The organism is Fibrella rubiginis (assembly GCF_017353185.1).
Taxonomy (GTDB): domain Bacteria; phylum Bacteroidota; class Bacteroidia; order Cytophagales; family Spirosomataceae; genus Fibrella; species Fibrella rubiginis.
Genome location: NZ_JAFMYV010000005.1, coordinates 264,727 through 282,860 on the forward strand (window position 1 = coordinate 264,727; position 18,134 = coordinate 282,860).

Consider the following 18,134-nt stretch of genomic DNA (forward strand, 5'->3'; position numbering starts at 1 on the left):
GCGGGGAGGAAGGTAGTCAACGCCCAAAACCAGCCGCTTCGCTGTTTCTACCTTTCATACGGTGTGGTGTAGGTGCATGGTGGCATAGCTTTGCACCGGTTTTGTCATCCCGACGTGAGGAGGGATCTACTTTCCTATCTCACAATATGCCTGAAGGAAAGTAGATCCCTCCTCACGTCGGGATGACAAAACCGGTGCAAAGCCACAACCCCTCATCCATTACACGACCATGCTCTCATCCCCCTTCACTTCACCGAAAACTGCTTCGGCGGCATCCGGTGGTGGGTGGCCTGCTCGTAGCCATAAGTGAGGCGGATCAGTGTGGGTTCGTCGAAAAGGCGACCCAGAAACTGGAGGCCAGCGGGTAGGTTGCCGGCGGTGTAGCCCATCGGAATAGTGAACGCGGGTAGGCCGGTGGCGGGCGCAACGAGTTGACTGTTATCGCCTTTGTAGCCCTTGTCATCACCCACCAGCGCGGGCGGGTAATTCCACGACGGGTAGATCAGGGCATCGACGTGAAGGCGGTTCATTTCGGCTTCCACGGCGTTGCGGTAGGCAATGCGGAGTGGGTCGGTGAAGGCGTCGCCGCAGGGAATGTCGGGGTGGGTGGCGCGGCCCGTGTGGGTTTGTTGGTAGGTGAGCCGGTCGCGCACAAGGGGCGAAAAACCACCCACCCGAATCACGTCTTCGAGCGTTTTTAGTGTGTCGCGTTTCACAAATATGCGCAGGTAATTCTCCAGATCGGCCCGGAAATCGGCGCACCACTGATTGGCCCGGAGCGAGTCGAAATTGGGGATGGTAACGTCGACTACGGTGGCCCCGGCGCGGGTTAAATCGGCCACGGCAGCGTCGAAAAGGGCTTTTATTTCCGGGTGAATGTTTTGTCGACCAACTGCCGCATGATGCCGATGCGGCTCCCCTTCAGGCCGTCTTTCTTCAGAAACTGGCCCAAATTTTTGGGCATTTTCCCCTGGCTGCGCTTCGTAATCGGATCGTTGGGATCGTAGCCCGCCGTGAGTTCCAGCAGCCGGGTGGCGTCTTCCACGGTGCGGCACATCGGCCCGCCCACGTCGTTACGGGTGTACAAGGGAATGATGCCATAGCGACTCACCAGCCCCAGCGACGTGCGAAACCCCACCAGCGCATTGTGCGACGACGGTCCCCGGATGGAATTGCCCGTGTCGGACCCCAGGCCAACCGTGCCCAGATTAGCCGCCACCGCTGCTGCCGTACCCCCGCTCGACCCGGCGGGTACGTGGGCCAGGTTATACGGATTCAGCGTTTCGCCGCCCATCGAACTCTGCGAATGCATGGGGGTAAAGGCCCACTCGGCCATGTTGGCTTTCGCCAGAATAATAGCCCCCGCTTCGCGCAGTTTCCGTACCTGCCAGGCATCTTCGGTAGGTTCAAATCCGCGCAAGGCCACCGAGCCGCCCGTTGTTTGCAGGCCCTTGGTGTTGAAATTATCTTTCACAATAACCGGAATACCGTGTAGGGGACGCAGTTTGCCCGTTTTCCGAAACTCAGCATCCAGCGCACGAGCCGTGGCAATGGCCTCTGGGTTGACCAGAATAATCGAGTTCAGTTTCGTGGGTTGATCAAGCGTTCGTATCCGGTCGAGGTAGCTATTGACCAACTGCTCGCTCGTCAGCGACCCGCTGCGGAAGGCCCGGTGAACGTCGGCGATGGTGGTTTCGATTATGTCGAAATTACCACCCATTGGCTGGGTGGCTTTGGGCTGTGCCCGAACCAGCATGGCAAATAAAATAAGCGCGGCTGCGCCAAACCAACGGAGACGTGATACCATACGAAAGTTGAGTAAGTTGATCGTATGGTAAAAATAGCCAGAAGTCTGTGCTGTCAGGTTGGGAAGGCGCATCATTCCGGCCTGACAGCACAGCGGTGTATGCTAACGCGTTGGGGTAATCACGCCTTTGTCCAGCAACGAGAGTTTATCGCCCTGTTGCGAGATGCCCGTTATTTCCAGTACATGATTGGCCAGTATGAATGTGTAGCCCGGCTGAAAACTGCCCTGGCTTAGTAGCTTGTTAACGGGCTTACCAGCTTCGCGTAGTTCAACAGTGACGTTATGTGTGTTGTATGGCAAACCGGGTACGGTCGTCACCAGCACGTCTACGGATTCGCCAAGTACCGACGTGGTCGCTTTTCGGTACTCGTTGGCCAGCAACGACAGGTGAAATCGGTTTTGCTCCGGATCCGGGTATGTCCAGCCTGTGTTGTAGGGAATGGGTTTGACAGACACCGTTCGCTGCACAATCTGCTGACCATCAAACGCCTCTACGGATACCAGCACAGCGGGCAACGTATCGAAAACAGCGTGAATGCTGTTGTCATAAAAACCATTGACCTGCTTCGGAATCTGGGGCAGGGTCATGGGGTAGGTAAACGCCCGGTCGTCGCCAAAGTCGTGGTTGTTGTTGGCGTCTACGATCAATACGCGTTGCCCCGCCGTGTTTGTCCCCACCAGCGTATTGATCTGATGACGAAGGGGTTTACGGCTGAGGTATGTAGTGTCCTGCCCTAAACCCTGTTTCGTCTTTTCCCACTCGGACTGGCTTATGTTGCCCCGTAAAAAAGAAGCATAGGATGCCTGCCCCCGAACGGTATTGGCTGTGCGCAATACTTTCTCAACCAAATTGCCCGGTACCCCGCGGAATGCCGATAGATCAGTGGACTGTCCGGTGCCGACCTGACTATAAAGTGTTGGATGTTTTGTGTTGACCACCTCAAGTGGAACTGTAATGGTTGTCTGAGCTATCACCGGGCCAGACAGCAGCAAAAAAGCGAAAAGGGTTTTCATAAGACAGACGTTTACTAACCAGATGTTTTTATAAATGTCCGTATATAATTGATTAGCAGGCAATAGGTTAACCTATTTTAACTAATTGTCAAAAAAGGGCACACAACATGCTGGGCAGACTCGCTTTTACCCGAATGCACTACTTTTATACCCCTATTATTTTCTCCCAAAAGCACAATGAAAAACGTCCTTGTACTGATCACACTGCTCGTGCTGTCCCTTGCCAGTGCCAACGCCCAGACCTTTCGTGGCCTCGAAAAATCACCGATGGCCATGGCCTATTACCCCGACAACTACGCCCATGACCGCAAATTTGCGCCCGCCAAAATAGGCACCGATAAACTGGCCGTGCGGGTGACGTACAGCCGTCCGGCGAAGAATGGACGCGAGGTGTTTGGTAAACTGGTTCCCTACGGCAAAGTGTGGCGGGCGGGTGCCAATGAAGCCCCGGAGATCAAATTTTATCAGGACGTAACCATTGGCGGCAAGAAACTCAAGGCCGGTAACTACGCCATGCTCGTGTTGCCCACCGAGAAAGAATGGACCATCATTTTCAGCTCTGACCTTGACCAGTGGGGTGCTTATAGCTACAATGAATCCCTCGACGTGGCCCGTGTCACGGTGCCGGTGCAAAAATCAGACGCGGTGATTGAGAATTTCGGTATTCAGTTTGCCAAAAAAGACGCCAAAACAGCTATGATGAACATAGGCTGGGACAACACAATGGTTTCCGTGCCGATGGAGTTGTAAGCTGGCAAAAGCGCGGTAAAAAGGTTGGTGCGCTTGTGTGCAGCTAGCCAATGGTTAGCCTTTCTGAACGACCTTCCGTATTTTTGTACTTTCCAAAGAAATAAAGCCGGACAGGAGTTTGCCATTACTGTCTGTAAACTGTAATCTATTTTATGCAAACGTCAACGTACGTACCGTATAAGGTCGCCGACATTGCGCTGGCCGAGTGGGGCCGCAAAGAAATTCGCCTCGCCGAGGCCGAAATGCCGGGCCTGATGAGCCTGCGGACCGAATTCGGTCCAAGCCAGCCGCTGAAAGGTGCCCGCATTGCCGGGTGTCTGCACATGACTATCCAGACCGCCGTACTCATCGAAACCCTGGTGGCCCTCGGTGCCGACGTTACCTGGTCGTCGTGTAACATTTTCTCGACGCAGGACCACGCCGCTGCGGCCATTGCTGCCGCCGGTATTCCGGTCTACGCCTGGAAGGGCATGAACGAAGAAGAGTTCAACTGGTGCATCGAGCAGACGCTATTTTTCGGCGAAGACCGGCAACCGCTAAACATGATTCTCGACGATGGTGGCGACCTCACCAACATGGTGTTCGACGTGTATCCCGAACTGATTGGCGGCATCAAAGGCCTCTCGGAAGAGACTACTACGGGGGTTCACCGCCTGTATGAGCGCATGAAAAACGGTACGCTTCACCTGCCCGCCATCAACGTCAACGACTCGGTAACGAAGTCGAAATTTGACAACAAATACGGTTGCCGCGAGTCGCTGGTCGATGCCATCCGTCGCGCAACCGACCTGATGCTGGCCGGTAAAGTGGCCGTTGTGGCTGGCTACGGCGACGTCGGCAAAGGCTCTGCCGAATCACTCCGGGGAGCAGGTTGCCGCGTGCTGGTCACTGAAATTGACCCGATATGCGCCCTGCAGGCGGCTATGGACGGGTATGAAGTGGTACCGATGGACGAGGCCGTAACCCGCGCCAACATCTTCGTAACGGCTACCGGCAACGTGCGGATCATCAAAGACCGTCACTTCAAAGCCATGCGCGACAAGTCGGTGGTGTGTAACATCGGCCACTTCGACAATGAGATCGATATGGCGTGGCTGAATGAGAACTACGGCCACAGCAAGAGCCAGATCAAGCCGCAGGTAGATATGTACGAGATCGACGGCAAAGAGGTCATCGTACTGGCTGAAGGCCGGTTGGTGAACCTGGGTTGCGCCATGGGCCACCCATCCTTCGTGATGTCGTGCTCCTTCTCGAACCAGACCCTGGCGCAACTTGAACTGTGGGAGAACGCCGACAAGTACGAAAACAAGGTATACGTCCTGCCCAAAAAGCTCGACGAAAAAGTGGCTGCCATGCACCTTGCCCACGTAGGCGCCCGCCTGGAGCCGCTGGAGCAGGAGCAAGCCGACTACATCGGCGTACAGGTATCAGGTCCGTTCAAGTCGGAGATGTACCGGTACTAGAAATAAGAGATAAGAAGTAAGAGTCAAGAAACAAGAAAGACGCTGCTACATTCCGTTGAGGTCTGCGGCAGCGTCTTTCTTGTTTCTTGACTCTTACTTCTTATCTCTTATTAATCCCTGTTACGGCCGCCAAACAGGATGCTGGCGTAATAGAGCAACGTACCCAGCGAAGCCAGTGCGGCTACCACATAGGTCATGGCGGCCCAGTGGAGGCCATCTTTGGCCATTTCGTGTTCGCGGGCGGTTACGATGCCCCGGCTGTCGATCCAGGCAAGCGCGCGTTTGCTGGCGTCGAATTCAACGGGCAGCGTGATGAAGGAGAACAGCGTCGTGAGCGCAAACAGACCCACGCCGATGGCCAGCGGCAATAACGTAGTCTGAATCAGCAGGATACCGGCCAAAAGCACCCATTGCAAATACCGCGATGACACGCTCACAAACGGCACAATCGCCGACCGCAACTGCAAGGGTGCGTAGGCTACTTTGTGTTGCACAGCATGGCCGCATTCGTGCGCCGCTACTGCCGCCGACATAATGCTGCGGCCCGCGTACACGTCGGGCGAGAGGTTAACGGTCTTGTCCTGAGGGTTATAGTGGTCGGTCAACTGCCCATCTACAGATAGTACGCGGACGTCATAGATACCGTTTTCGTTTAGCATCTTCTGCGCCACTTCAGCCCCGGTAAGGCCACTGGCAAGGGCAATCTGTGAGTATTCTGTGAATTTGCTCCGTAGCCGCCACTGAATGTACATGCTGGCGAGCATGGGGATAATAATGAGCAAAAAGGGACTGTTCATGGTTTTTGTTTCGGTGTTCGAGCGGTTGGTTTAGTACAGCAACCTGTACATAAAACAATGTGTTGACCAAAAATGTCTCACCGGTCCCTCCATTCATCCCGACCTTTCACCACTAGTCACCCCCATAGGCCGCCACGATTTTCTGGATTAGAGAGCTGGTTGAATAACCGGGCACGAGGGCCACAGTCTGCACCGAACCGCCCCGCGCAAGCACCACATCGGCCCCCACAATGGTGTCAACCGTGTAATCGTCGCCTTTCACCAGAATGTCGGGCTGAACAGCGGTAATGAGTTCCAGCGGCGTAGGTTCGTCGAAGAGCATGACGAGGTCAACAAACTCTAGCGCGGCCATGAGCCGGGCGCGGGCGTTTTCGTTCACTACGGGCCGCAGGGGGCCTTTTATACACGAAACAGACGCATCGGTGTTCAGGCCCAGTACAAGCGCATCACCCAGGGCGCGGGCTTTTTCGAGGTAGTCGATGTGGCCCAGATGCACAATGTCGAAGCAGCCGTTGGTAAAGACCACGCGCTTGCCCTCGCGGTGCCATTGCGCCACCTGCTCAACCGCCTCAGCACGAGAGCGAATTTTATCGGCGGTCATAAGCTGATAGCGTTGGTGTCAGCCACAGAATTGGTTTGTTTGCGCCGGTTAAGCACAATCAAAAACGCAATGCCACCAAAGACAATGGTGACGGCCCACTGCGAGAGTAGCATGAGCGTAGCCAGCGTCTGGCCGTCCTGTTTGGTTAGCCCGTATAAAGCCAATGCCGAGCCGACCATGATATTGAACGCGCCCAGCCCACCCTGCGTAGGAGCCGCCATGCCAATGCTGCCCATCATCAGGATCGTGAGGCCCGCCAGCAACCCCAGCCCGACGGTTTGTGGCATGGCAAAAAACAGCACGTAGGTAGACAGGTAATATAGCAGCCAGATCAGCAGCGTATAGACCACAAACAGGCCCGGCTGACGTAGCTTCCGTACGCTCAGCAGCCCGTCTATGAGGCCCAGCACGAAGGTTTCTACTTTGGCAAACAAGGCATTTTTGCGTAACGCTTCTTTGTACTTGTTGTACAGAAACCACGTTACCACGGCCCCCGCCACGCCCACGGCCAGTAGCAAATAAAGGCCTGTACGGCTTCCATTGCCCCCTTTTTGGGCAAACAGACCAAATACCAGATCGCTGATACGGTCAAATTCCAGTACCAGCGTGAGACCGATAACCACGACCAGCATGACCACGTCGAAAATGCGTTCGGCCACCACCGTGCCCAGGCTAACGTTGACGGGCACACCCTCCAGTCGGTTCATGGTACCGCAACGGGTTACCTCGCCCATGCGCGGCACCAGCAGGTTGGCAAAGTAATTGGTCAGCACCGACAGCATGGTGTTGGCGGACGTTGGCCGATGGCCTGCTACGGGTTCAAGCAACATGCCCCAGCGCAGGCCACGTACCCAGTGTGCCACCAGCAGAATAGCGGCATACACACCAACCCAAACCCAGTTAGCCTGCCCAATGGCAGCAAACATGGCCTCAAGGTCGATGTCTTTAAACACAAACCAAAGCAGCCCCCCCGCCACGGCCAGGGAAATAACGTAGGTAAGGATGTTTTTCATGGGAAGGAAATTCAATGTCTAAAGTTTAAGGTTCAACGTTGCTTCGCGCTCAGGGTGTAACGTGCGAAGCAACGTTGAACCTTAAACTTTAGACGTTGAACCTAAAGTTTTATCCCCTTGCGGCCTGACCACCTGTTACAAGGCGGTTGTTATCGTCGGGGAAGACCACGAGGGGTTTGTGAGTTTTCGCCTCTTCGGGTGTGAGCTGGCAATAGGCGATGATAATAATCACGTCGCCGGGTTGGGCGCGGCGGGCGGCGGCCCCGTTGAGGCAGATAATGCCTGTGCCCCGTTCGCCGGTGATGACGTAGGTAATGAGGCGTTCGCCGTTGTTGTTGTTCACAATATGCACCTGCTCGTTTTCCTGCAACCCGGCAGCATCCATCAGATCTTCGTCGATGGTGATGCTACCCACGTAGTTGAGTTCGGCCTGCGTGACCTTCACGCGGTGCAACTTGGCTTTCATTAAGGTAAGCAACATGGTATTTAGTTGATGATGGCAAAAGTAGGGCTTGCCCTGTGCCCCACAAAACAAGGGCCGGTTTGGTAACGTTCGGCTGGGTTGTGTTGGGGGGACTACACTATAATGGCACAGTATGCGTCATAAACCACGCTCGGCACTCGTCCAGGCTCGATTCGCCGGAGGCTACTTTGATGATAAAATCGTAGAGATCATCCTGCGGCAACGCACGATTTAATCGCTTGCCGTTTAATTTCAGGAATGCAAGCGCGGCTTCTAAACCGGTGCGCTTGTTCCCATCTGAAAAGATATGATTGCCGATAATATTGAAACAATACACTGCTGCTTTGTCAGCCAGGGTCGGGTACATGGGTTCACCAAACAGGTCCGCCTGAACAGCTTCAATTAAAAAGTCAAGATTTTCTTCGTGTAGAAAATTGTAGGGCGGCATGAAATTACCTCCATGCTCTGCTACCGTACGCCGATTTATGAAGGCAATATCATCTTTGTCTAGATAGATCATGCCAACTTCCTGAATACAGTTTCATACTCAGCGAAATCTTGTGCAACGATACGCTCTAATTTCTGCCGTTTCGTCTCTTTCAATACATCCGCTACCTCTGCCATCAGTGTGCTGACAAACTCAGGCTCACTAACAGCCATTTCTTTCAATGACTTCCGAATTAGCTCCTTATCGACGATGGCCTCCATACAACTATTAATTAATGTATTCAATCTACGCAACACGATCTGATTCTCAAAAGTTGACTCTCAAAACGGTACCACCACTTTCAGGCTTACGTTGCGACCCATGTTGAACACACCTACGCGGCCCGTGGCGTTATTGGCGTCGAGGTATTTGAGACGGCTTTGGTGGGCCTGGTAAATTACGTCGAAGAGGTTCGTGGCTGAGACGTAAACTGAAAACAGTGTTCGTTTAGCATTGCTGGTGACGTCGCCGCCTGCGCCGAGGTGTACCAGCGTGTAGCCGGGGGTGGCCGTTTCGGTATTCGAGGCCGCCAGAAAACGGTCCTGACGTTGGGTGATTTCCAGGTCCAGCGTGGCATACAGGTTGCGAAAGCGGTTGCCCCATCGGTCACGGCTGAGACGTAGTTGCGTTACCCAGCGGGGGGCGGGCATGAAGGGCAGAAACTGGGCATCATCTGTTGTGGCCGAGAGGTTGCGCCCAAACACCGCCGAATAGGTCTGCGTCAGCGAAAACCACCGCGCTGCTGCCGGATTATACGTCACGGTGCCTTCCAGTCCCTGCAACCGGGCATCGCCCTGGGCGTAGCGGAAAACAGGTATGCTGCCCTGGTAGAGCGAATCGGTGCCCGCCCGGTTCAGCACCCGCTCCGAATAGATGTAGTGCCCAATGCTATTCTGAAACAAACTCACATCGGCGTACCAGTTGCGGCTTTCGTAGGTGAGGCCCACGTCGCCCTGATAGGCCACTTCCGGCACGGCGTCGGTCTTGCCGATCTCGTAGCGGAACGTACCCGCATGCACCCCGTTCGATGACAACTCCGGGACGGTAGGCGCCCGGAACCCGCGCGACAGGTTAGCCCGGATGTTTAGCTTTTCGGTCAGGGAATACACCGCGCCCAGGCTGGCCGATACGTTGCGGTAGGTTTTGTCGACACCCGCAAATCGCTCTGAATTAGGCCCCTGCGGACGAACCTGAAAAGCACCGTCGGCGTCGATGTAGAGTTTGTTGATGCCCAACAGCCGGATGTCGTAGCGTAGCCCCCCGCTGATTTTCAACGGGCCAATGGATTTTTTGGCAAACCCGAACACGCCATTATCAAAGAGTGTATAATTAGGATACAGCGCCTGATAGCCTTGATTGTCAAGCGATTGTAACATGCCATTGCTGCCCGTAGTGATCTCCCAGTTGCGGCATACGGGTAGGTTATACCGAACGTCGTAGTAGTTGGTATGGAGCAACAAACCCAGCTGCGCCTGAAAAGGGCGGGCTACATCGGCAAATTCGTCGCGGTTGTTGCGGGCGTAGCTGATGTTGAGGGTGAGCGACCCGCCGTTTTTAAACTGGAGCAGGTTATTGAGCGACAGCTTGCCGTTGATGAGGTGCTGCGAGTTGTAAGGCAAAAACGCCCGGCTGTTCAGTTCGTCGTCCGTTACGGGGCGGTCCCTGGCTGAGCCATCAGGTAAGAGAGTTGGGGTGGTAAACCGGCCTGTTTGGGTGTCGCGGGTGCCGTTGATGATGTTGAAGCGTTGCTCGGTGCGCAGGAAGTATAGCCGCGAATAGCCCCACCGTTTGTTTAGCCCAATATACCCACTGATGTCGAACAGGTCGGCGTAATTCGACGAGAAAACGCGCCCGTCGGCCCGATTCTGGTAATTATTGGTCGATTTAGTCGATAGCGTGGTTAGCCAGACAAACCCGTTTTGGTTGCCCGCCGCCTGCACTGATAGCCCCAGCAGGTTGTGGTTGGTTTGGTAGTTGGTCAGCACCCGCCCCCGTACTTTACCTTCTTCTACCGGTCGCGGCGACAGGGCCGTAACCACGCCCCCCAGCCCGTCGGAGCCGTAGATGAGACTGCCCGCCCCCCGGATGATCTCGTAGCGGTCTACCGAATATTCGTCCAGTTGAATGCTGTGTTCTTCTCCCCACTGGTTGTCTTCCTGCCGGATACCGTCGTGCATGGTGATGACCCGATTGAACCCCAACCCCCGGATGATGGGCTTACTAAGCCCCGCACCCGTCGTGACCTGCGACATGCCGGGCATTTTGGCTACCGCGTCGATCAGGTTAGTCGAGCTTTGCTGCATGAGCCGCAACTGCGACATGGCTGCAATAGGCACCGGACTGTCGCGGATGATTGTCTTGGTCGCCGCCCCCGATACAATGACCTCTTCGAGCATCTGAGCGGCGTTTTCCATCACAAAATCCTGGGTGGTGGCTTCCGAAACGGTCACAGCGCGTACCAGCGTTTTGTGCGAAATGTAGCTCACCTGCACTGTAAATGTTCCGGTAGGCAGGTTAGTGAGCCGATAGGTACCGTCGGTAAGGGTGGTGGCCCCCAGCCGCAGGTCGGGCAGGTAGATGGCAGCACCAATAACGGCCTCACCCGATTCGCTGTGGGTAACGCGACCCGACAAGCTATTTTGGGCAAAGCAGGCAAGGATAGACAGCCCATGACAGGCCATCAGCACGAAGAGTTTTTTCATGGATGGAACTACGTTGGTGAAATTAACCTATTGACATACAACAGATTACACCAATGGAGGTCCCCTGTGTGAGAAATATACGAACGTGTGTATTAATTTCCCCGTAGCTGGCACTGTTGTCTGTTTGGTAGGCCAGCTATAAACTACATCCGGTATAAATTGAAATGTAGCTACTTCATAAAACAAGTAGGGTGTGTGGGCAACGGCATCCAGCCAGATGAGTTCCTGCTTGCTGTGATCAAGCGGCTGAATTGGCCCCGGTGCTTTAGGTAAAAATGGGTGAGCATGAACCACCAGCGTGCCATCGGGCAGCCGATGCGCATGGCGGAACACCACAGCGTTGGTCAGCATGAAGAGCTGAACCAGCAGCAGCAGGCGGGCAATGGCAACGCGATGGAAAAGTACGTGATTCATTAGTAACGCAAAAGTAAGTATGATCCCTATCGGAATGGGGGCCGTTTAAGCGAAGATTGATCAAGTAACTTATATTAAAATTATGTATTCATAGCGGAGGTTTACAAAAAAGGTTGAGTAGTTTCCTATTAAAATTTAGTCAAAGACAACATATTGAGCAGGCGGTTGTTGTTTTAGTATTAAGTCAAGATTAACTTTGATCGCGTTGAGACAATCTATCGTAACTGACCTGGCATGACATTTGTACTGAGGATAATTGACCACAACTTCTACAGTTGTCTAGCCCGTAAAACTAACTAAGAGATGAAGACGATTCGGTTCTATATGATCCTACAATGGGTACTGTTTCTGCCCGTTATTTTGCCCCTTTGCATGGTATTTGGCGCTTTGCGCGGTGCTGTTCTGATGGCCGAGCGTGTCATTGAGCAGATGGGTACAGACATTAGTTACAAAGCGGCCAATCAGTCTGCGCAGTCAGAAGCCAAAGCAGGTTGGTAATTGCTCTGTCACGGCTAAAACCGGTACGATAATTGAGGCAAAGAGGCGCGCGATCCAGAAGGTCGCGCGCCTCTTTGCTTGATACTAGTAGGTGGCCATTTCTGGTTCAATCTGTTGCGCCCAGGCATGAATACCACCTTCCAGGTTGTAAAGATTGGTGTAACCCCCCTGCGTGTAAAGGTAGTTGGCCACGTTGGCGCTACGGATGCCGTGATGACAATACACCACCACAGGCCTGTCTGTTGGTATGCGCTTGCGGTTGGATGAAGTAGCCGCAATCAAACCCACCGGAATAAGCACCGCACCATCCAGATGGCACAGGTCGTATTCTTCGCGTTCCCGTACATCGAGCAGAAAAATATCCTCACCCTGCGCCAGCCGGTCGGCTAACTCTCTGGCATTTATTAGCTTGGGAGCCTCCGTAGCCGATTTGGCGGGCAGTGTCCGTTTAGCCAGGCCAGCAGTTGCCAGTTCATAGGCGTCAGCGCGGCGGCGCAGGCGGATGGTTTGACTACTGTGAGTGAGCAGGTCGGTAATGAGGAGTTTCTCGGTCAGGGGTTCGCCAATGCCGGTAAGTAATTTCAGCACTTCAGTAGCCTGATACGTACCAATCACACCTGGTAAAACACCCAGTACACCTGTTTCGGCGCAGTTTGGTATTTCCATCTGGCTTGGCTCTTCAGGAAAAACGCAACGATACGTAGGACCACGATCACCACTGGGCAGCGGGGCGTTGAAAATAGCCACCTGCCCTTCGTAGCGGTGAATGGCCCCGTACACAAATGGTTTGTCGAGTGTAACGCAATGGTCGTTAATGAGGTAACGTACACCGAAATTGTCTGTACAATCAATCACCACATCATATGCATTGATCAGCGCGCGGGCATTGCCGGCGTCGAGAGCCTGTACGTGGGCGTCGAAGCGCAGTTCAGGGTTGATGCGTTGCAGATGCCCCACGGCCACTTTTGCTTTGGGTTGCCCCACATCGCCGGTGGTATAGAGAACCTGACGCTGCAGGTTGCTGAGATCCACTACATCGGGGTCTACCACACCGATGCGTCCTACGCCCGCCGCCGTCAGGTAAAGCAACACAGGGCAGCCAAGGCCCCCGGCACCAACGACTAGTACACTGGCATTTTTGACGACAAGTTGTCCTTCGACGCCCCACTCGGGTAGCTTAAGGTGCTTTTGGTAACGGGTTTGTTCAGAGGGTGTCAGCATGGTGGTAGGAAAACAAACTGTTCAATGAACGTAAAATTGCCTTAATTATCTCGCCTACCGAATAACTATTTTTTGGGGGGTAGCGCGGTTATGGTAGCTAACGCAGCAGCCCCCATTCGCGGCTAACGAATGGGGGCTGTCAGCGCTGTTACTCAAGGTGATCAGAACCCCAAACCAAGGGCAAAGCCGCGCACCGTTGGGTTGCCGGGTAGCACAGCACCCGCCGTGGCCGAACCGTTGGTTAGGTTCACCGAGTATATCCGGGTAGTGCCTCCCACCCGCAACAGTGCATAGGCTATGCCCGACGTGCCGCCAATGTCGAATCCGTTGGCTGCTTCGGCCGTTAGGCCCAGCGAACCTACGGTTACCAGTGTACCAGCGTTGGGTGGGTTCTGTTGCACCAACATGGCCATGGCTCCCTGATTGTCAATGCCATACAATGTAGTGGTGGTGGCCCCGGCAAAGTTATTTGTATAGGCTGCCCCTGTCACGTTTGGTGTTCCCGGATTCAAATTACCGTCGGTGGCGGCAATGGTGCCATCATTTGGATTAAGACGCAGATTTTGCCCGGTGTTGGTTACCAGTCGAATTCTGTCTACAGTGGGGTTGAAATCAAAACCGGCATCGGTCCCTGAAAGCAGTGTACTGAATTGTGAACCCACTGCCGTAGCAGCGCCATTCGATGTGTTGATGGTGTATAACCGACTAGTACTGCCGACGGCATAAAGCTGTCCATTGGCCGGACGGAAATCAATGCCATACAGTGTCTCGCCCGATTGCAAACCTGAGAGTGGCTTCGCTAGTGGGGTTGGACTCATTGGATTGAAGATCAATAGGTTCGACGAGCCATCAATGGCGTAGGCAACAGGGTCGGTGGGGATAGCCAACCCGATAATGGTGCTTGTCAGGTCGCCCAGTTTCTGCAAACGGCCTGTGGTCAGGTTAATTTGCTGTAACTCTGGTTTACCGCCAAAAATGACCGCCACCAGTCCCGTTCCGTTGGGGGCAATGTCGAAACCAGCAGCACCCGTGATGTCTAAGCCTAGTGGGCCTACGCTCGTGAGCGTACCGTTGTTGGGCGGGTTCTGGATGTAGAGGCGGTCGGTGGCGGGGTCAATGTCGTAGAGGGTAGTGGTGGTGGCACCAGCCTGATTGTTGGTGTAGGCCACTTCCGAAATCATGGCCCCGGCAGCACCGTTGATGGCCCCGTCGGTGGCGGCCACGGTACCCGTTTCTGGGTTAAGCCGCAGGTCCTGCCCGGTGGTGGTCACAAGCCGGAGCCGATCTACGGTAGGGTTGAAGTCGATGCCTACCACAGCACCGGAAATAGCTGGTGAGAACGGGGCGGTGCCAATGGCGCGGGCGGCAGCGGTGGCGGTGTTGATAACCACCAGGCGGCTTTGGTTAGTTACGCCATAAAGCTGTCCTGTTGCCGGACGGAAGTCAATCGACAATACGCGTTCGTCGGTCTGAAGACCGGTGATACCCATGGTGGCCTGTGGAGCCATGGTGTTTCTGATCGACAGCCGGATAAGTTGGTTGCCATCGTTGAGAGCATAAACGGTGGCATCGGGCAGGGTCTGGGGGTCGGGGACCATGCGGTGGTCCTGGCAGGCGTTGAGCAATAGAAAAACCCCGGTGGCCAGTAAACTGGCTAAAAAACGGAGTGGTGTCAGGGAGCGCATAGTCGTAGGCTTTTTCGGTTTGAAACAGTAAGCACCGTCTACAGACGGGCGGCACTGAACCATACGGCGTTACGGCCTGACTGGATGTTGCTGATTAAAAAGAAATTAAAGCATAGAGTTGGAAAATTATTCAGCGGCCGAGGCCTCGGCCGCTGGCGTAAGAGCTAGGTTGTTAGCTCGGTAGATGAGCATGCACGAAGAGCCTCTATCTTTGAGTATTCGTCTAACAAGCCCACTGTGCTATGCCCGCCCTGACTGCCGATCTGAAACGTGCCGTTGTCGAAATGCCCGAAAAAGAGAAAGACAAACTCCTGATTCGGCTCATCAGCAAAGATCCAATCTTAACAGAAAAACTTGATTATGAGTTGGTTGAAGGAAAAACTACCCTCGACCACCGCCGTCAGCTTATTCGTGATCTTACCAACCGGACGGCTAAGCTGGACCCTGATACGGCGGGCTGGCTGATGATGGATATGCGCACCGTGAGTGGCTACATTACCCGCCATGTGAAAGTGACCAAAGACACCTACGGCGACGTTGATCTTACCCTGCACATGCTTACGGCTTTTCTGGATAACCACGCCAACCTGTTGAAAACGCTGAATGGCCGAACCGAGAAATGCGCTCAATATGTAGCCAAGCGCACCGACATGTTGCTGAAGAAGCTCAACAAACTGGACCCTGACTATTTCATGGAATTTGAGGACGATGTAAACCGGCTCCTGCGCCACATGCATACCGGCGCGCTGGCCCATTTTGCCAAAATGCTGGCCCTACCCAAGACGTGGGGAGGCTGATTTTAATGTACAATGAACAATAATGTACGATGAACGATGTACAATGAATAATGTATAGTCGGTCCGCCGATGCGGTACAATGGGCGTTAACGAACAGCTTCTCGCTCGAAATATGCCGGATGCGAAGACCATTGTTCATTGTTCATTGTACATTATTATTCATTACATGGAAACCGTACTTATCACCGGGGGGACCGGTACAATTGGCCGTCGCCTCACTCAATTGCTGCAGGAACAGGGTTATGCCGTTAGCCTGCTCAGCCGGTCGCCGAAACCGCAGCCGGGTGTGACCACCTACGCCTGGGACGTAGATGCAGGTGAATTGGACCCGCGCGCGCTCGAAAACGCCGACCATATTGTGCATCTGGCCGGGGCGGGCATTGCCGACGGACGCTGGACCGACGCCCGTAAACGCGAGATTATCGACAGCCGCACTCGCTCAACAGAACTGCTGGCCGAGGCCCTTCGCAATACTAAACACCACGTAAAAAGTTTCATAAGTTCTTCGGCCATAGGCTATTACGGCGGAGACACCGGCGACAGGCCCATGTCGGAACATAGCGCGGCTGGTACTGATTTCCTGGCCAAAGTGACCCGGGCCTGGGAACGGTCCGTAGAGCCCATCGAGGCAATGGGTATTCGTACGGTGCGTATCCGTACAGGCGTAGTGCTGACCATGGAAGGTGGTGCGTTGCCCAAACTGGTGCAGCCTGTCCGGCTTGGCGCGGGCGCGCCCATTGGCACGGGGCAGCAGTACATTTCCTGGATTCACATCGACGACATCTGCGCCATGTATATTCAGGCACTGCGCAATCCCGTCTGGAGTGGTGTGTATAATGGCGTGGCCCCGAAGCCCGTCACCAACGCCGACCTCACCCGGCTCATTGCCAAGGTGCTGGACAAGCCCATGGTTCTACCCAATATTCCGGCGTTTGTGATTAAGCTGATGTTTGGCGAACTGGCCATTACCGTGTTGGGCAGCAGCTTCGTCCTCAACCGCCGCATCACCGAAGAAACCACTTTCCAGTACAAATTCCCGGATCTGCGGAAGGCGCTGGAGGATTTATTATAAGACTGTTTAAAGTTCAAAGTCTAAAGTTGTCGCCTCGACAGACCGGTTCGGCAACTTTAGACTTTGAACCTTAAACTTTAAACAGTCTCCTTTAAAACCGCCGCTTCAGAATCTCCACCAACTCGCTTACTTCGTCGCTGTCCATATTCCACATAAACTGGTTGGCGTAGCGGTACGAAATCAGGTCGAGTGCCTGACCGTAGTTGGTCATCTGGTCAAGCTCGGCGAGGGCTTCGTTGTAGGCATCGACGTTGCCGTTGAAAAGCTGGTTGATGAACCGGAATTTCTGGTTGAGCGAAATCGTCCGCGACAAACTGCCCGTGCTCACTTTCTGAAGCGTATCGCCCAGCGTGGCCACGCTGTCATGGTCAGGCTGAGGAGATGACGACCCTGCCGATACAGACAGCGATGGCTCGCTCGACTCGGCGCTCACTATGTTGGGCGCATTATTTGGTCCTGCCACGGCACTGCTCGACGATTCCGGGTCGGCATCGGCAAAGGAAATACCTGACGGTTGCTCGTCGTCGATATGCTGCGGAACAGGCGTTGGCAGTGCGGGTGTGGGTGGCGGGGTAGGAGCCGCGGGCGCGGCATCGGCCACGGGGCGGGTAGCCGGGGCTACCAGTGGTGGTTTGGGCTGGTCTTCGTCCAGATCAAAAAACGACTTGGCGGTAGTCGACTGGTAATTTTCCATCGACTGTCCACGTAGCAAACTGGCCAGATCCATAGCCACTTTTTCCGAAAACATGGCCACGTATTTATCGGGTCGTTCCAGCTCCTGCGCTCGCCCGCTCAGAATCTCGTCGAGGTAGCCAAGTGCCTGGTTGACATACACAAACGGGCGACCGTTCATTTTCTGTTCCAGCGCCAGCGGCACAAATTTGTTTACCTGTGTGTAGCGCGTGATGTGCTTGAGACTGTCGGCGGTAAGGGTAAAATCGGGCTGGTTGCGGAGCAGATCGTCGTAATAATAGCGGGGGTCGAAAAGGGCTACCAGGGTGCGACGGCTGGCGTCGGCCAGAAGGGGTTCGAGGTGTTCGCGGCGCACGGCAATATGCTGCGATACAACGTTCATGAAGGCCCGCAGTCCCTCTTCTACTTCGGGGTTGCTGAAATCAAAATAGGGGCTTCTGAATCGTTCAACTTCGCCTTTCCATTTGTCGAATAAACTGCTGACAACGAACAGGTTGACTTGTTGAATGGGCGTTAGATTCAGAATCTGCTTACCCGAAATGGTGGGGTGGGCGTGGTAAAAATCAGCCGCAACACGCCGGGCGTATGACTTGCTGTATTCGTTGAGAGCGTTGGAATTGAACTTGTTCGACATTGGTAACAGTCTTTGCTTTGTAA

Annotated in this window: 17 protein-coding genes and 1 pseudogene; 5 read left to right on the forward strand and 13 right to left on the reverse strand. The window is 54.3% G+C overall.

The features are described from left to right. Positions 1-245: 245 nt before the first annotated feature. Positions 246-1,756, reverse strand: a pseudogene (locus tag J2I47_RS12200) (amidase). 153 nt (positions 1,757-1,909) lie between these two features. Beyond that, complete coding sequence (locus J2I47_RS12205; protein ID WP_207364854.1) at positions 1,910-2,821, reverse strand: hypothetical protein; 912 nt, start codon at positions 2,819-2,821, stop codon at positions 1,910-1,912. 177 nt (positions 2,822-2,998) lie between these two features. Here J2I47_RS12205 and J2I47_RS12210 point away from each other — a divergent pair, with 177 nt between their 5' ends. Further along, positions 2,999-3,571, forward strand: a complete 573-nt coding sequence (locus J2I47_RS12210) for a DUF2911 domain-containing protein (protein ID WP_207364855.1) — start codon at positions 2,999-3,001, stop codon at positions 3,569-3,571. Positions 3,572-3,723: 152 nt separating this feature from the next. Further along, the gene (gene ahcY, locus J2I47_RS12215; RefSeq protein WP_207364856.1) at positions 3,724-5,034 is read left to right on the forward strand and encodes an adenosylhomocysteinase; all 1,311 of its coding nucleotides are present in this window, start codon (positions 3,724-3,726) and stop codon (positions 5,032-5,034) included. 110 nt (positions 5,035-5,144) lie between these two features. Here the strand turns inward: ahcY and J2I47_RS12220 are convergent, their stop codons facing one another. The 8 genes from J2I47_RS12220 to J2I47_RS12255 form a co-directional block, all read right to left on the reverse strand. Continuing rightward, positions 5,145-5,831: a zinc metallopeptidase gene (locus tag J2I47_RS12220; protein ID WP_207364857.1), complete on the reverse strand. Its 687-nt coding sequence runs from the start codon at positions 5,829-5,831 to the stop codon at positions 5,145-5,147. A 112-nt stretch (positions 5,832-5,943) separates the two neighbouring features. After that, a complete protein-coding gene (gene rfaE2 / locus J2I47_RS12225; protein WP_207364858.1) occupies positions 5,944-6,432 on the reverse strand; it encodes a D-glycero-beta-D-manno-heptose 1-phosphate adenylyltransferase in 489 nt (162 codons plus the stop codon). After that, complete coding sequence (locus tag J2I47_RS12230; RefSeq protein WP_207364859.1) at positions 6,429-7,445, reverse strand: lysylphosphatidylglycerol synthase transmembrane domain-containing protein; 1,017 nt, start codon at positions 7,443-7,445, stop codon at positions 6,429-6,431. The genes rfaE2 and J2I47_RS12230 overlap by 4 nt, the downstream gene beginning before the upstream one ends. Positions 7,446-7,554: 109 nt before the next feature. Continuing rightward, on the reverse strand, positions 7,555-7,926 hold the full coding sequence (panD, locus tag J2I47_RS12235) for an aspartate 1-decarboxylase (RefSeq protein WP_207364860.1): 372 nt from the start codon (positions 7,924-7,926) through the stop codon (positions 7,555-7,557). Between the two features lie 100 nt (positions 7,927-8,026). Beyond that, on the reverse strand, positions 8,027-8,428 hold the full coding sequence (locus J2I47_RS12240) for a type II toxin-antitoxin system death-on-curing family toxin (protein ID WP_207364861.1): 402 nt from the start codon (positions 8,426-8,428) through the stop codon (positions 8,027-8,029). Further along, a complete protein-coding gene (locus tag J2I47_RS12245; RefSeq protein WP_207364862.1) occupies positions 8,425-8,616 on the reverse strand; it encodes a hypothetical protein in 192 nt (63 codons plus the stop codon). The genes J2I47_RS12240 and J2I47_RS12245 overlap by 4 nt, the downstream gene beginning before the upstream one ends. 60 nt (positions 8,617-8,676) lie before the next feature. Continuing rightward, positions 8,677-11,097 (reverse strand): TonB-dependent receptor, encoded by a 2,421-nt coding sequence (locus J2I47_RS12250; protein WP_229374545.1) that lies wholly within the window; start codon positions 11,095-11,097, stop codon positions 8,677-8,679. Positions 11,098-11,142: 45 nt separating this feature from the next. Then, on the reverse strand, positions 11,143-11,511 hold the full coding sequence (locus tag J2I47_RS12255; RefSeq protein WP_207364863.1) for a DUF8478 family putative metalloprotein: 369 nt from the start codon (positions 11,509-11,511) through the stop codon (positions 11,143-11,145). Positions 11,512-11,814: 303 nt separating this feature from the next. Between J2I47_RS12255 and J2I47_RS12260 the strand changes: the two genes are divergently transcribed. Further along, a complete protein-coding gene (locus J2I47_RS12260; protein WP_207364958.1) occupies positions 11,815-12,009 on the forward strand; it encodes a hypothetical protein in 195 nt (64 codons plus the stop codon). 84 nt (positions 12,010-12,093) lie between these two features. Here J2I47_RS12260 and moeB read toward each other — a convergent pair whose 3' ends face one another. Together moeB and J2I47_RS12270 are read right to left on the reverse strand one after the other, a co-directional pair. Continuing rightward, positions 12,094-13,230, reverse strand: coding sequence for a molybdopterin-synthase adenylyltransferase MoeB (moeB, locus tag J2I47_RS12265; RefSeq protein WP_207364864.1), 1,137 nt, complete (start codon positions 13,228-13,230; stop codon positions 12,094-12,096). A 161-nt stretch (positions 13,231-13,391) separates the two neighbouring features. Next, positions 13,392-14,915: a DUF4394 domain-containing protein gene (locus tag J2I47_RS12270; RefSeq protein WP_207364865.1), complete on the reverse strand. Its 1,524-nt coding sequence runs from the start codon at positions 14,913-14,915 to the stop codon at positions 13,392-13,394. A gap of 242 nt (positions 14,916-15,157) precedes the next feature. Between J2I47_RS12270 and J2I47_RS12275 the strand changes: the two genes are divergently transcribed. Both J2I47_RS12275 and J2I47_RS12280 read left to right on the forward strand, forming a co-directional pair. Next, complete coding sequence (locus J2I47_RS12275; protein ID WP_207364866.1) at positions 15,158-15,712, forward strand: hypothetical protein; 555 nt, start codon at positions 15,158-15,160, stop codon at positions 15,710-15,712. 166 nt (positions 15,713-15,878) lie between these two features. Next, a complete protein-coding gene (locus J2I47_RS12280; RefSeq protein WP_229374547.1) occupies positions 15,879-16,784 on the forward strand; it encodes a TIGR01777 family oxidoreductase in 906 nt (301 codons plus the stop codon). A gap of 91 nt (positions 16,785-16,875) precedes the next feature. Here J2I47_RS12280 and J2I47_RS12285 read toward each other — a convergent pair whose 3' ends face one another. After that, complete coding sequence (locus tag J2I47_RS12285; RefSeq protein ID WP_207364868.1) at positions 16,876-18,111, reverse strand: DUF8457 domain-containing protein; 1,236 nt, start codon at positions 18,109-18,111, stop codon at positions 16,876-16,878. Positions 18,112-18,134 lie beyond the last annotated feature (23 nt).